The sequence below is a fragment of the Bacillus salitolerans genome (assembly GCF_042680805.1).
Lineage (GTDB): Bacteria > Bacillota > Bacilli > Bacillales > SA4 > Bacillus_CJ > Bacillus_CJ salitolerans.
Genome location: NZ_JBHUEM010000024.1, coordinates 109,143 through 124,226, shown reverse-complemented (window position 1 = coordinate 124,226; position 15,084 = coordinate 109,143). Strand labels below are relative to the sequence as shown.

The window sequence follows — 15,084 nt, the reverse complement described above, 5'->3', positions numbered from 1 at the left end:
GGTGTTCTAGTTAGGAGCACCCTTTTTTATTTGGTTGTTTCTTCCTTATCCCTATTTGCTTGTTTACATTCACTATGAATTATTTGTAAAATTAATATAAATCAAAAAGAGGGATGGGTCGTGAGAGGAGAGTGTGTATGATATGAATAGATACACAAGAACAGGAATAGAAGGGTTAGATGCGATTTTGAATGGTGGTTTACCTTCTAGTTCAACTGTGCTAGTGAATGGGGCACCTGGTACCGGTAAAACGATTTTAGGCATGCAATTTCTATATGATGGTGCTCAGAATCAAAATGAGAATGGAATTTATATTACGTTTGAACAATTCCCTGACCAAATATATGAGGATATGAGGGCATTTGGATGGGACATAAAGGCGCTGGAAAGAGAAAATAAATTACGCGTTGTCTGTATGTCACCAGAAACACTACTCGAACAAATGAAACTCCCGAATGGTTTATTTGACCAGCTCGTGAAAGAAATAAATTGTAAGAGAATTGTAATCGATAGTTTAAATCTATTTTATTTAGGTATTGATGATATTGTAAAGAAGCGGTCCACCATTTATTCGATAAGAAATATTCTTCGTAAACACTCTTTAACATCTCTTTTAATTCATGAGAATTCTACTGTTGTATCAGAAGAAGAAACATTTGTTAACTATGTAGTAGATGGAGTAATTAAGCTCACCCTTCAAGAACAAAATTCCATTTATCGAAAGCGGACGTTAGAAGTTTTAAAACTGAGAGGTCGAAAAATTAAAGAAGGTGAGCACATATATCGGATCAATGAACAAGGGATCCATCTTATTCCTGCCCTTACGATGATCGAGGATAAAGTAGTAGTAGAAGAAAGAACAAATATCACAACAGGTATTCCAGTCCTTGACCAATATTTGTCCGGTGGTATTCCGAATGGTACAAGCTTTATTTTTGATACGAATAGTAAGGCGAATTACAGTTACATCACAGCCTCAATAGTTACTAGTAGGATTCTAGCTGGCGAGAAGGTACTACTGTTACTCTCTAGCCTAGTAACAGTGTTAGATATTGAACACTTATTTAGTTTATATGGTGTTAGTTTGAAAGAGTTAGTAAAAGATAAAAAGGTTTATTTTATCGAACACTATGATAGGCCTTTTCCGGAATTTTACAAAGATACTGTTATTCATGTAAAGGATTTAAGTGATGACGAGTTTAAACATTTCATTAAAGATAAATTAGACCCGATCTTTGCTAAAGGCACTGAAGATGGAGATAAATGGTTTGTATACTATGACCTTAACACGATTGTTTCGGCAAGGGGCAAAGACTTTGTGAAAGAATATTTTACAGAGGAAGTCGCCAAAATAAGCTCATACGGAATGAGTATGGTTGCCTTATGTAATTTTACTGAGATTGGTGCTGAGACAGCTAGCTTTTTAGAAAGAACCTGTAATGGTGTATTTCAAACGTGGGTAGATGGGAATTATCAATATTTTCAACTAAAAAAATCCCCACAAGGGAACATGTCACCACCGCTTGTGGTAGAAAATATTCAATCGAAGCCTTTCATTAGATTAGTATAGGAGAGGGAATAGTATGATAGATTATCAATTAAATCCACTTGAAATTGAGTGTACAATGTTCTTTCAGGAAAACCCCTATACCTTTGAAACCTTACATGGGCTCACTACAAGGCTGGGACGTAACATTGAGGATTTACTACCTGTTCTTGAACAATTAGTAGCCAATTCAATATTAGAAAAAGTGGGAAATGGGGATCAAGCTATATACCGATATATTCAACCTTTAATGACAGATATTAATGGGGCGATAGCATGGAGAGGAGTATAAGATTTCTACAGAACTTGCAGGATGATTATGCACAATTAGCAAGCCTATCTTTACTAATGATCGATTTAGAAGGACATGAAATAACCACTTTATCCAATGAAACCCCACTCGTAACGCTTATTTACAAGGAATTCGTGACTAAAGAAGTTATTCTATCCTTTATAAATCCTCTGAACGCGATCAAACAGCCTGTTATGATGGACACGGAACTGGGATTAAAGGTTATTATTTCTCCTATTTGGATAAGGGATCAATTATCATATTTTATCATAGCTGGTTTTTTACTTGAAAGAACCTCTCAAGATTTAGTTATTCGTTCGATTGAGCAGAAACGCCTGAATAGGAAGTATATTGCCGAAATGATAGAAGCTATGGGAGAACACAACGATGAAGAAAAGAAGAAATGCATAGATGTAATCAATAAATTCACATTTTTAGTAGAAGACTATCTTACACTTCAACAGGATAAAAGCAAAACTGAACAACAGTTAGATTTTACAAAAGAAAGTTTAGGTGCTATCAGAATAGGAAATGCAACCCCCTTTTCCTTTTTTGATAAGCTCAATAGAGAGAAGAGCCAGATTGAGTTTTATGGACTAGCGATAGAAAATAAACATAAGCAATATGAGGTTACCTATACAACTAACAAAATAGATTGTTTGAAGGGTCAGACTTTTCTTATGGGAGAGGGTTTTTTAGGCCATATTATTGCCTCAAAGCAATTTCAGTTTTGGAAAAATACACAATTAGACCCTAGAGCTTCAATTTTTAAAAGGCAAGATATTAACGTTATTAGTTTATTCGGTGCACCCGTTTATATAGGAGACACTGTTAAGGGTGTATTCTTTGGGGGAAGTACAAAAACTGAACTCGATGAGGATCTGTCAAATACCCAAGGTATTATGAAGGCTGCGCTTATTAGCAATAAGCTAACCGTACAACAAGTACGGGCTAGCCTACAGAACCATCTGCTAGAATTGTCTACCTTTAATGAAGTATTTAAGGCAATCACCTCAGTGGAAGACATTAAAAGAGTTCTCTATATCTTAGTAGATATTAGTATCAATGTCATGCGTGGACCTTTTTCTTGTATTGTTTATAAGGGAAATGCTAATCAGTCAAAAGTAGATATTGTCTCTAGAGGTTTATCGGAGACCGAGATAAATAAATATGGATATGAAGTTGCCGTTAAAAACTTTTCCCACCCGGTTACAAAGGCAAAAACAAAGCAAGTAACGATAGGGAGGACTAGTTGGGGTCGGGACGTTCTGGAATTTCCACTACTCTTTCAAGATCATTTATATGGAGTATTATGTGTAGGGCTGAATTCGAAGGATGATGCAGAGAAATTTCAATCCTTCTTATCAAGTCTTTCCGTTGCAGGAGGTATTTCCCTTCACTTAAACAGTACTAGGAACAATATAATTGATGAAGAAAGCATAGCTTTGATGTTGAACAATATAGTAAAAAATCTTGATCCACAGAAATATGAAAAATTGTCCAAAATAAGTGATTTAGTTGAGAGTTTTGCACAATTCTTACAGTTGGATCACATTGAGTTACTAAAACAAGCATGCTTAGCGACCGTTTATGATTCTAGCTTACTTAAACAATTTATGAAAAACAACAAGCTATTAGAAGTGGTTGAGGATTTCAAGAGTGAAAACAAAGAAAGTATGAGAGTAGAAAGTGAAATCTTAACACTGGTCACTCATTTTGTTGAAGGAAATGAACAAATAGATTCATTAAAAAAGCTGGTCTCAATTGAAGAAAATCTAAAAAGTAAATTTATACTGTACCTGCAACAACAGCCAAGGATTGAATTAGAATTATCAATGAATCAAATTGATTTAATGGAAAAAACAACTATTGAAATGGATAATGAAGCATTAAAGCAGTCCCTAAATCTATCCACAAGAGAAAAAGAGGTGCTAAATTTAGTTTTGAAAGGGCATAGTAACCATGAAATTGCCCATACATTGTATATAAGCGAACATACCGTTAAGAACCATATGACGAAAATATTACAAAAGCTTGGTGTGGCTGATCGTGCACAAGCGATTGCGAAAGTATATCAAATGGGGTATGTGCCTCAAACCTAATAACTATATCAAATCCCGCGAAAGCGGGGTTTTTTATTTATGAATGAAGAATGTGTAGTTTTTTATACTACCTTATTACGTTGAATCTGGCTCCAGAGACGAGCGAGGAAGAGATTGTGACGATCTTTGCTTTCATCCTAGACGAGGTCAAAATAAGCTGTTATGAACAAACAAGAAAACCACCATTTTTTATGACAGAACATTTGCTTGTCGTGTCTTAACGGGGCAGTTGTACCTTTTTTTAGTATATAGGAAGTAGTTCCTATTCTATCGATACTGGAAATAAAAAACAAAAATGAGAGTTGATGGTGATATACGGATAAACAAATCTAGTAGAAAATTAGAGTGTAGCTTGAGAACAACAATAACAAATTAGTAATCTAATTGATAGATTGATTAGCATTACGAGAAAGGATACGTTCAATGAAAGATTATGAGCAGCTATTAGAAATAACAGAATATATCTTATTGTTGGTCTTAAATAACGTAATAGGAAATAGTAGTTTAGTAAAAAATTCAAAAAAAGAAAATAACAACGAAATAATCGAATTTTTGATAAAACAAAAAAAAGTGAAAATGGTAGTCATTAACGGAGTTATTTATTTTCAATATATTGAACCAACACAATCGGAACTGAGGATTTTTGACCTAATGGAATAACAACTTAGAGGGGTAGGTAAGTAGGAAGGTGATATATATAGGGAAGGAAGTGAAACTGATAATGTTTCAAGTGTTAAATGTTAATCAAGAGCAAATGGTACTTTTTGGGGTCCTCATACTATTCATCATCATCCTTGCCATATCCCTAAGTTATTCGGTCATAAAAAGAATGGAATCTATCAAACTAGTAAAAGAAAATACGGATAAGAAACAACTAGAAGAACAATTACTAGTCAGTGAACAAAGTTATCGATCATTATTTAACAATCATCCTGATGCAGTTTTTTCATTAGATTTAGAGGGGAACTTTAAAGAAATAAATCATGCTTGTGAAATCCAGTTTGGCTTTAGTCATTCACAATTAATGGGCTTAAATGTTAGAGAGATTATACACCCTGATCACTTGACTGAGTTTGTTAAAGTCTTTGAATTAACAAGTAGAAATGGAGTGATTCAAGATGTATGTATTCAAGCTATACAAAAGAATGGGACTATTATTAATAGCGAGACGAAGCTTCTTCCGATTCTATTGAAAAATGAGTTGGTTGGAGTATACGGAATCTCCAAAGATGTTACCGAGCAAGAAGAAAGGAAAAAAGTCATTAAATTTATGGCTTACCACGACCAGCTTACTGGTTTACCAAATCGTAATAAATTGAATAAGTATGTAAAAGAGAAGGAAGTAACGAAGAGTGAGTCATTTGCTGTCTTATTCTTTGATCTTGATCGATTTAAAGTCATAAATGATACGTTAGGTCATTCGATGGGAGATCAGTTGCTAAAGGAAGTAGCACATCGTACTAAACTTATAGTAAATGATGCTGGAATGGTGTTTCGACAGGGAGGAGATGAATTTATTGTCCTCTTAGAAAATGCTGATCGAGATAAGGCTGCACACATTGCTCAGTGTATTATTGACGTACTTGCACAACCGTTTCATATTTCAAATTATGAAATCTTCACCACACCAAGTATAGGGATAAGTATGTATCCTGAGGATGGACAGACCATTGAAACGATAGTGAAAAACGCGGATTTTGCCATGTATCAAGCAAAGAAGGCTGGGAAAAACACGTATAGGTTCTATTATTTGGATGAAGGGAATGCTCAATTAAATCCATTACTTTTAGAAATGTATTTGCATAAAGCACTAGAACGTAATGAATTGGAATTATATTATCAGCCAAAGATGAATCTTAAAACGGGAAGAATGATTGGGACAGAAGCCTTAATGAGATGGAATAGTCCTGAGCTTGGAATGGTCCCACCTAATTTATTTATACCTATTGCGGAGGAAACCGGATTAATTATACAGATGGGGGAATGGGCTCTCAAAACGGCGTGTTTACAAAACAAACATTGGCATGATAAAGGGCACACGGAAATGATTGTTTCTGTAAATCTTTCTCCAAGGCAATTTGCTCAATCAAATATTGTAAATATCATTTCAAATACATTAGTCGAAACAAAATTAAAACCGGAATTTTTAGAGCTTGAAATAACAGAAAGTATGACGGCAGATATTGAACGATCTATTGTAACTTTAGGTGAATTAAAAGCATTAGGTGTGAAAATAAGTATTGATGATTTTGGGACTGGTTTCAGCTCACTAAACTACTTAAAAGAGTTCCCTATCAACACGTTAAAAATTGATCAATCCTTTGTTCGGAATCTCAATCAGAATCCCAATGATGAAACAATTGTCAAAACAATCATTTCAATGGCGCATAGTTTAAATTTAAGTGTAATCGCCGAAGGAATCGAATCAAAGGAACAATTAATATTTCTTCAACAACACTTTTGTGAGGGGGGACAAGGATACCTTTTTGGAAAACCTGTACCATCTGAAGAGCTTGAAGGGATGTTAAAAGAGATAGGTGGAGCAGTAAGTAAATTAGGACTTCCTCAGACAACAAGCGGAGCAGAATGGTCTGAAGAGCTTGTTCGTTCAGCAAAAAGGGAGCTACAGGAGACAATCCGTCGTCAACAAGGGATGACATTCAAGGTCAAAAAGATAAATGGCCATTTTATTCATACATTATGTGATGGTGAGTTAGTATATCGATTAGGTTTTATTCCCCAACAAGTAATAGGAAAAGATTTATTTGAGATTCATCCATTGAAAATGGCAGAGGAGATAACTACTTATTATGAAAGAGCCTGGCATGGAGAGGATAGGGTATCTTATGAACAGGAGATAAATGCAATTACCTACTTGGTAGTTTTAAGCCCTGTAAAACGTGGTGGGATTGTGGACGAGGTTATCGGTTCCTGTGTGGATATTACCGATCGAAAAAAGATGGAGAGACATTTAAAGGAAAGTGAAAAACGCTACCGCTTAATCGCGGAGAATATGCCTGATCTCTTCTTTATTTGCAGTGTAAGTGGAAGGATAGATTATGCTTCTCCATCTTTTGAATGGATTATGGGAAGCCAGTTTCATTTGGAAGGACAGCTGTTTACTGAGTTAGTAGGCCCAGAGAATCAAAATCATTTCTTAAAACTATTCAATGAAAGTTATATGAATAAGGCTCCATGTCAATCAGAGTTTCAATTGGAAAAACAAAATAAGGAGCTTGGGATATTTGAACTCGTAATCTCGCCAGTATTTGATGAGGATAAAAAGGTAGTGCAAATGTTAGTCATTGGACGTGATATTACAGATAAGAAAAAAACCGAAGAAATGCTATTACAAAGTGAAAAGCTATCGATTGTTAGTGAGTTGGCTGCAGGAGTCGCACATGAAATTAGAAATCCTGTTACGTCTATCAAGGGATTTGTTCAATTGTTAGAAGAATCCTATGATCATACTTACTTCCCAATTATTAAAGGTGAACTTGAACAAATTGAAGAAATTATTAATGAATACCTAGCATTAGCCAATTTACAGTCACTGCTAATTCAACGTGTAGATATTACCGAGTTACTTCAGGAGGTTCTTGACCGTTTTACAGATAAATTAATCGAGAAAAGTATCCGCTATTCGATAGAGTCGAATTTGGTTGCTTCAATGCATGGAGATTTTAATCAACTAAAAAAAGTGTTTACTAATATAATTGAGAATAGTATAGAAGCCGTTGAAACTTATGGGGAAATTTGGATTAAATTAACAAGTAATGATTCTCATATCAATATTTCAATTACTGACAATGGAATAGGAATGGACGAAGAGCGGTTAGCGCGGTTAGGAGAACCTTATTATAGCTATCGTGAAAAGGGAATAGGAATAGGACTGATGAAATGCTTTCAAATTATTGGACAGCACAAAGGAACTATAACCTTTAGTAGTAAAGAGTATGAAGGGACAGTTGTTGAAGTAAATATCCCGAGGATAAAAGAGGAAAATAAGGGGAAAGGTACCAGAAATATGCCAACAACTGGAAATAATTCAGAAAAATTAGAAAAATTAATTGAAAAGGTTTGATTTACCACTAAAAATGATAATAAAACACCCGATAATAGTAGTAAATAAGAACTTATACCTACGAAAATGGCAAACTTATTGAAAGATAAGGACGCAAAGCCACGGGTCTAAGGCCAAAGTGCTAAGATCGCCGGGTTACCGAAAAGGATGGAATTGTATTCAGTTTATAGTGCTTTTGTACTATCTATTGAAGCCCCCCAACCTTTTGGGGGGCTTTTTATCATACGTAGAAAATCAAGGAGAATTGAGGTGAATACTATGGGACTATCCATTAATATAGACAGGAAGGAATCCGAATTAGTGATTCATTTGAAAGGAATACTAGATATTTCAACAAGCTATATGCTTGATGAGCATTTAAAGGAAATCGTAAGCCCAGAAACTGTAATCATTGATTTTAAAAACCTAGAATTTATCGATTCTACGGGGATCGGTTCAATTATAAATGCTGCCCATATCTCTATTGAAAAACACTTTACTCTCATTTTACAAGGTATGAATGAGTTTACGGATGAGGTTTTTGAAGAAATTGGTGTTTACCAAATTATAAAAGCCTTGCAAAAAATCTAAAGTATAACGTTGCACAAATTAACTGGATGGGAGGGTCATTATGCAAACCATCGTTGCGAAAGGAAAAGACGTTCAAGACGCTATCATAATTGGTTTAAATACGCTAGGAGTCAATAAAGATGAAGTGGATATTGAGATTATTCAGTCGAATGAAAAAGGATTTTTAGGTTTAGGGACAAAAAAAGCGGTTGTTAAACTTACGATTCAAAAGGGCCAAGAAAACCGTTCGAACAATTCTCATGACTCCTCACAACAGATATTGAATGATGGAGATAAACCGAGAGAGGAGGACCTTACAAAGGTCCTTCAACCTCAGGAAAAGGTAGATGATAGCATCCATACACTCGAAGGTAAAGTGTGGGTGAAGGATGGAAGGCTATATTGTAGAGATTCACCCACAAGGTTTCCTTTAGTGACAATCCAAGAAGGTCTACGTTTAATGAAGAATGGGCAATCCATAACAGAAGAGACAACGATTGTTTCTGAGGCACACCATTATGAAATTGAAGTGGATTCTCTGGAGGAAAGAGAAACAAAATGGTCCATTAAGATAGATAAGCAAGGGTTAATAGTTTTATTAACAGTTGAACCTGGTTACACAATCACCCGGAGTTTACAAGATGTCGTACCGGATTACCATATTGACGTTAAAGTGGACGAAAAGAAAGAAATCATAAACAGCTTAACTCAACATGATGTTATCAATGAGTTGAAATCGCTAGGTATTAACGAGGGTTACGATATAGAAGAAATTATAAAAGCAACGAGTGTGGAAGAACCGTCCACGTTCGAAATTGCAACAGGTAAAAGTCCAACAGATGGAAATGATGGATGGATCGAGTATTTGGTCAACCTTCAAGGTAATAATGAATTTCTTGAAAAAGAGGATGGACGAATTGATTATAAAGAAGTTCAAACCTTTCCAGCTGTGGATAGAGGCGCAGTGATTGGCATTATTCATCGCCCTATTCCAGGAGAATCGGGATATACAGTTCAAAACGAATTAATACCAGCCCCGAAGGTATACCCAGTGATTGTGAGACCTGGAAATGGAATTATCATTGAAGAAAATAAAATTGTGGCAACTGCGTCAGGGCGACCACAAGTGGAGCAAAGAGGAAAACTGATTACAGTAGCTGTTAAACCAAAGCTCGTTCACCAAGGAAATGTAGATTTGGAATCTGGAAATATTCGGTTTATAGGTGATGTAGAAATAGTTGGAGAAGTAAATAATATGGTTGTGGAAGCTGAAGGTGAAATTAATGTTCACAAGCTTGTTAATAAAGCAATTTTGACAACTTCTGGTTCCATCATTACGTATGGAAATATCGTTGGTTCAGAGATTTCAGCAGGGAAAAACAATATGTTACAGGTTGAGTTAGGACATTTGCTAGGGAGTCTCTATCAACAAACAGAAAAATTACTGAAAGTGGTCAATGAACTGATGCTGTCTCCAGCTTTTAAATCTAGTGATTTATCTAATGGTGGGTTAAAGCCGTTAATTCGAATATTACTAGAAAAGAAGTTTCAAAGCTTCCCATCCATAGCTAAAAAGTATGTAGAGGTTGTAAGAAAGGGAGAAACGTATTTAGATGAAGAATGGAAAGAAGTAGCGATATCGCTAAATCATCTTTTTTTATCCTTAACAAATGAAGTCATTTCAATTGAACGTATAGAGCAACTATCACAAAAAATGAAGAAACTAAATGAAGAAAGCGATTCACCGATTGATCAAGATTCCTTTATAACAGTACCTAATGTACTAAAGAGTAAGATTTATTGTAGTGGTAATGTGTTAATAGTAGGGAAAAGTTGTACACACTCTACTATCCATGCAGGTGGTAGTTTGAAAGTTAAAGGTGCTCTAAGAGGTGGAGAGGTTTATGGAAGACTAGGTGTTGATATCAATGAAGTTGGTGCTGAAAGTGGTGTTACAACCTTAATATCTGTTCCAAGTGATCAAACCATAAAAATAAATAAAGCAATGGAAGGTACTACAATCAAAATTGGAAAGTCTAAATACACCTTTCAAGATGTCACCTATGAGGTTGTTGCCTACCTGGACAACGAAGGGAATATAGCGTTTAAATCATAAAGGGGGAAATCGAATGTTAAAGTACTCATTGCTGGAACAAGAAGATGGAGTAAGGGTGGATCTAGAGGGAGATTTGGATATTGAAACTACTGAGATTATAGAGGAAGAATTAACCCCAAGTCTCCTTACGTATCGTTCAGTTGTATTCAATTTTGAAAGGGTACCATTCGTAGATTCCTCAGGTATTGGACTTTTGTTGAAAACCATCCAACTGCTGACAGACCAAAATATTAAGGTAACTATCACGAATGTAAATGAGGATGTGGCGATGGTTTTCGATATACTCCAAATATCAGATATTGTTGGAGAAGATGTGTTTGTTTAGGAATTAGTATCTTCTATAAGAAAAGGAGGAATTAGATGATTTATGAATATCTGTTCCTAGCCATACTATTTGCATACTTACGTGCAAAGTCATTTGACCATTTATGGGAGGTTAAGATTAAAGCTCCTTATCTCATATTAAGCTGCTTTGTCCTTCAACTCATAGCCATGTATCTTTATGATTACTCAGCATTTACAAAGTGGTTTTCTCTATTTATCGCAGCTTCATATCTCCTGCTTTCAATAGGGGCGTTGATCAATAAACATTTACCGGGTTTTATACTTTTCTCCGTTGGGATGTTTTTAAACTTCCTAGTCATTATCATAAACGGTGGAAGGATGCCGGTATCTAGCAAAGCATTAGAAGCGGCAAACCTTTCTCATTATATAGAAATTCTTGAATCAGGCTATCGAAAGCATCAATTAATCAATGAACATACAATGCTACCTTTTCTAGGTGATGTTATTCCACTTCACTTGCCTTATGCATTATTTGATAAGGTCATTAGCATAGGAGATGTCATTATTACTTTTGGGATGTGTATCTTCTTTTTTTATACCATCACTGGAATAAAAAGCTACGTTGATATCTTCCACAAAAACAAAAAAGGGCTAGAAATTGATTGAATCTGACAAAGTAGGATTCAACATTAAAATTGGTTTCAATCTTGGGGCGTAGGATTTTCAAAGAATATAGATGTTTTTCTTATCGAAAAGGGCAAACTCGCTCGAAAGACGAGGACGCAAAGCTAGGGCCTAAAGAGGAAAATCTCAATGGCAGCCGGTTACCGAAGAAGGAGGTTGATCCCATGAAAGGTAAAGTATTTCTAATCATGGTTCTTGCTGCAATGGCATTATCTGCAGTAGCAGGAGTACCTTGGCGTCCATAATCATAATCTTTTAGATTTAAGGATTCAATAGCAGTACCTACGCCCCAGTTTTTATTAAAAAATAGATGTTTCTTGATTAATTTATTTGTTAAACCACAAGTTATTTCCTCATATTTTAAAAAAGGATGTGAAAGAAAATGCCAACCAAATTAAATGTATATATTAATTCAATAATATTGGTTGGTTTTACATTATTAGTCATATCCCTCCTTACAACCGATTACTCCCGTATTGAAGTCATTCTTGCATTAGGTATCTTGGCAGGGGTATTAGAGTATTTTTTAATTGAACTTCCCAATGGTACCTTATTTACTAGTTCTCAAACCTTTACGTTTATTGCTTTATTGTTTTATGGAGTGGAAAATGCAGTTGTAGTGGAACTCGTTATTTTCCTCTTAACTACAGCCTTATTATGGAAAAAAAGAAACATTAAGAAAAATTTGTTTAATTTGAGTCTATATATTATCTGTATTATTGTAGCAGGTTTGTTCTTTGAATGGCTATATGATCGCGAGAGTATTTTTCATTGGAAAACAATGTTGCTACTATTCGCTGTTATAGGAATACATTCTTTGGTCAACTATATATTGATTGCTGTTGTTTTTTCAACACTTAATAATAAACCTTACTGGGGAACCTTGTTAAATATTTTATTAGATGCTATCTATATGTTTCTTACGACATCTAGTATTACATTGTTCCTTGTCTATATTTACAGCTTAAAGCAACCACTCCTATTTTTTATTGTTACTTTCTTTGTTGTATTTTGCTATTTTCTACTTAGATACGCATTTGGTTTATTTATTAACCTTCGAAAAATCTTCTTATCAACAATGGAGAAATTTTCAGAAGTGTCAGAAATGAAATTGTTAATCAACCGTGGTCACTCTACGCGGGTAGGGAAAATGGCTAGAAGAATAGCTGAGGAATTAAAATTACCCATGGAGGAAATTGACTCAATTCATTATGCAGCCCTTTTTCATGACATGGGTAAGCTCCAATTAGGTGAAAAACTGTTTATAAAAAGAGGCCCTTTAACGATTGAAGAGGAAAGGGAATATAGGAACCATATTGAATTGGGTTCGAAGATGGTGAAAGAAATATCAGGGTTAGACAAAGCAGCAGAATATGTTTTCTATCATCATGAGCAGTGGGATGGAAATGGTTTTCCATATAATTTAGCCGAAGAAAGCATTCCTTTAGGCTCTAGAATCATTTCTGTTGCCAATGAGCTCGATCATCTTTTACTTGATCCAAAGATAAAAAATCCCAAAAAAGAGTTTAGTAAGCTTGCTGGGAATAAGCTTGATCCGAAGTTAGTTGAAGTAAGTTTAAATATATTTATGGAACTGTGTTTAGGTGAGTCGGTGGAAGAAGTTGTACATGAGAAGGAATCAGTTGAGAAAAAAGTAGATTCTAAACTTAGTCACAAACTTAAAGACTCTGAATTATTAAGTAAATTAAGTGTGACTCACCTTACATTCAAACATCAGGTTTTTATTGATGGAAAAGGTCAGGAAGTTAGTCTTGATATTGAACAAAAGTTAACTGTTCTCATTGAGAAGGTACAAGTGGAACAAAGAATCATCAGGGAAATAGTAGAAAATGAAGCTGGAAGACTTTATGACGTTTATTGTACTCAAGTGCCAGATGGATATCAGTTCTTACTTACTGATATAACCCCCATTTTTGAATTTGAAAAACAAAAAAATGAACAAGTCCAAACTTTGTATAGAGATGTTATCTTTTCTGTTACGAAAGGAAAAATGGAACTTATTGATATGAAGGAACTGAATAATATCGTTCAAAAACAATCAATTGGTTCATTGCCAATTGAAAAGAAAGGAGATGTCCCGTTAAGTAGACAATTAGTTCAGGAAATTTTAACCCAGTTAAATGTTCCTAGTAAGGTGGCATTTCAAATTTTACTTTGTACATCAGAAGTTGTGACAAATGTGATCAAGCATGCAACTTCAGGCTCAATACACCTATTCTATGAGAATGGGACACTTAAGATTGTTGTTCAAGACAAAGGAAGTGGAATTGATTTATCAGAGTTACCTAAATCCACTCTTTTAGCTGGTTATTCAACAAAAGTATCATTAGGTCAAGGGTTTAATCTCCTCATGAAGATGATGGATAAGGTGAAACTTTATACAAGTCCAAAAGGGACTACGGTTGTGATGGAGATGAATTTGGTAGAAATGGTAGGTACTGGGCATTTTTCAGAAAAAAAAATAGTTAGTGAGTAGAAGAAGGATTTCTTTCTCGGAAAAACATGGTATATTTTTAGTAGGTAAAAAACACTACGGGAAATTTACACGTGGGATAAAGGTGGGGTAGTATGAGTGTTCCCATTCTAAACGAATTGGATAAGACTTTAAAAAGAGAAATTAAACTAGCCAAAAATATCCAAACGAAACTACTTAATAGTACTCCACCCATCTCTTCAGGTGTAGAGGTTTCTGGAATATCGATACCCGCAAGGCTAATCGGTGGAGATTACTATGATGTATGCAAGTTGCCGGATGGCAAACTTAGGATGGTCATCGGGGATGTAATGGGTAAAGGGATCCCGGCTGCCATGCAAATGATCTTAATAAGAGGGGCATTTCGAAGTTTAGCACAGAAAGCAAATGATCCATCGGAAATGTTAACGTTAATCAACCAAGCTCTTTATGAGGATCTTCGGTCACTTACTTCGTTTGTTACATTGTTTTGTGCCGATTGGGATCCAGCTTCCAGCACCATCAGATATGCGAATGCAGGTCATGCATATCCTTTGCTAATGACAAGCTCTTCAACTAGTACGTTCCTAGAAAGTAAAGGAATTATGATCGGTGGTCTGCCCCATTATGAGTATGAGCAACACGAATTAATAATAGAAAAAGGTAGTTGTTTATTTTTCTATACAGACGGTATTATTGAAGCTCAAAATTCGGAGGGGGAACTTTATAATAAGAAAAGATTAATAAATCTACTTTCCAGAATACACACCCTTCCTGTTGAGGATATTAAAAATGGTGTTATTGAAGAACTACACTGCTTTACAGAACATCTTCAACAAAAAGATGATATTACGATGTTAGTTTTTAAATACAAGTATTAAAAGCAGACAGGACTAATCCTTGTTCTGCTTTTTTGTTTATTGCTAAAGCGTTGATTAAAGTTTATGTAAGTA

Annotated in this window: 11 protein-coding genes and 2 riboswitches; all 11 genes read left to right on the top strand. The window is 35.0% G+C overall.

Going from position 1 to position 15,084, the window contains the following annotated elements; translation table 11 throughout:
- Positions 1-142: 142 nt before the first annotated feature.
- The 11 genes from ACFSCX_RS15250 (at position 143) to ACFSCX_RS15200 (ending at position 15,012) form a co-directional block, all read left to right on the top strand.
- Complete coding sequence (locus ACFSCX_RS15250) at positions 143-1,570, top strand: RAD55 family ATPase (RefSeq protein ID WP_377929109.1); 1,428 nt, start codon at positions 143-145, stop codon at positions 1,568-1,570.
- A gap of 13 nt (positions 1,571-1,583) precedes the next feature.
- Positions 1,584-1,838 (top strand): hypothetical protein, encoded by a 255-nt coding sequence (locus ACFSCX_RS15245; protein WP_377929108.1) that lies wholly within the window; start codon positions 1,584-1,586, stop codon positions 1,836-1,838.
- On the top strand, positions 1,823-3,940 hold the full coding sequence (locus tag ACFSCX_RS15240) for a response regulator transcription factor (RefSeq protein WP_377929107.1): 2,118 nt from the start codon (positions 1,823-1,825) through the stop codon (positions 3,938-3,940). The genes ACFSCX_RS15245 and ACFSCX_RS15240 overlap by 16 nt, the downstream gene beginning before the upstream one ends.
- Before the next feature lie 423 nt (positions 3,941-4,363).
- Entirely contained in the window at positions 4,364-4,600 is a 237-nt protein-coding gene (locus tag ACFSCX_RS15235) for a hypothetical protein (protein WP_377929106.1), read from the top strand.
- A gap of 61 nt (positions 4,601-4,661) precedes the next feature.
- Complete coding sequence (locus ACFSCX_RS15230) at positions 4,662-8,024, top strand: EAL domain-containing protein (RefSeq protein WP_377929105.1); 3,363 nt, start codon at positions 4,662-4,664, stop codon at positions 8,022-8,024.
- A 58-nt stretch (positions 8,025-8,082) separates the two neighbouring features.
- Positions 8,083-8,167, top strand: a riboswitch (cyclic di-GMP riboswitch).
- Positions 8,168-8,282: 115 nt separating this feature from the next.
- On the top strand, positions 8,283-8,594 hold the full coding sequence (locus ACFSCX_RS15225) for an STAS domain-containing protein (RefSeq protein WP_377929148.1): 312 nt from the start codon (positions 8,283-8,285) through the stop codon (positions 8,592-8,594).
- A gap of 40 nt (positions 8,595-8,634) precedes the next feature.
- On the top strand, positions 8,635-10,689 hold the full coding sequence (locus ACFSCX_RS15220) for a flagellar assembly protein A (protein ID WP_377929104.1): 2,055 nt from the start codon (positions 8,635-8,637) through the stop codon (positions 10,687-10,689).
- Between the two features lie 13 nt (positions 10,690-10,702).
- Positions 10,703-11,014 (top strand): STAS domain-containing protein, encoded by a 312-nt coding sequence (locus tag ACFSCX_RS15215; RefSeq protein WP_377929103.1) that lies wholly within the window; start codon positions 10,703-10,705, stop codon positions 11,012-11,014.
- Between the two features lie 35 nt (positions 11,015-11,049).
- On the top strand, positions 11,050-11,640 hold the full coding sequence (locus ACFSCX_RS15210) for a DUF5317 domain-containing protein (RefSeq protein WP_377929102.1): 591 nt from the start codon (positions 11,050-11,052) through the stop codon (positions 11,638-11,640).
- Between the two features lie 80 nt (positions 11,641-11,720).
- A riboswitch (cyclic di-GMP riboswitch) is annotated at positions 11,721-11,806 on the top strand.
- 234 nt (positions 11,807-12,040) lie between these two features.
- Positions 12,041-14,155 carry an HD domain-containing phosphohydrolase gene (locus ACFSCX_RS15205; RefSeq protein ID WP_377929101.1) on the top strand — a complete coding sequence of 705 codons (2,115 nt, stop codon included), beginning with the start codon at positions 12,041-12,043 and terminating at the stop codon, positions 14,153-14,155.
- Positions 14,156-14,247: 92 nt separating this feature from the next.
- Entirely contained in the window at positions 14,248-15,012 is a 765-nt protein-coding gene (locus ACFSCX_RS15200) for a PP2C family protein-serine/threonine phosphatase (RefSeq protein WP_377929100.1), read from the top strand.
- Positions 15,013-15,084: the final 72 nt, after the last annotated feature.

Excerpts from the sequence above, each read along its gene's own strand:
- ACFSCX_RS15245 (WP_377929108.1), top strand. The coding sequence starts at position 1,584 with ATGATAGATTATCAATTAAATCCACTTGAAATTGAGTGTACAATGTTC.
- ACFSCX_RS15220 (WP_377929104.1), top strand. The coding sequence starts at position 8,635 with ATGCAAACCATCGTTGCGAAAGGAAAAGACGTTCAAGACGCTATCATA.
- ACFSCX_RS15235 (WP_377929106.1), top strand. The coding sequence starts at position 4,364 with ATGAAAGATTATGAGCAGCTATTAGAAATAACAGAATATATCTTATTG.
- ACFSCX_RS15250 (WP_377929109.1), top strand. The coding sequence starts at position 143 with ATGAATAGATACACAAGAACAGGAATAGAAGGGTTAGATGCGATTTTG.
- ACFSCX_RS15205 (WP_377929101.1), top strand. The coding sequence starts at position 12,041 with ATGCCAACCAAATTAAATGTATATATTAATTCAATAATATTGGTTGGT.
- ACFSCX_RS15230 (WP_377929105.1), top strand. The coding sequence starts at position 4,662 with ATGTTTCAAGTGTTAAATGTTAATCAAGAGCAAATGGTACTTTTTGGG.
- ACFSCX_RS15240 (WP_377929107.1), top strand. The coding sequence starts at position 1,823 with ATGGAGAGGAGTATAAGATTTCTACAGAACTTGCAGGATGATTATGCA.
- ACFSCX_RS15215 (WP_377929103.1), top strand. The coding sequence starts at position 10,703 with ATGTTAAAGTACTCATTGCTGGAACAAGAAGATGGAGTAAGGGTGGAT.
- ACFSCX_RS15210 (WP_377929102.1), top strand. The coding sequence starts at position 11,050 with ATGATTTATGAATATCTGTTCCTAGCCATACTATTTGCATACTTACGT.
- ACFSCX_RS15225 (WP_377929148.1), top strand. The coding sequence starts at position 8,283 with ATGGGACTATCCATTAATATAGACAGGAAGGAATCCGAATTAGTGATT.
- ACFSCX_RS15200 (WP_377929100.1), top strand. The coding sequence starts at position 14,248 with ATGAGTGTTCCCATTCTAAACGAATTGGATAAGACTTTAAAAAGAGAA.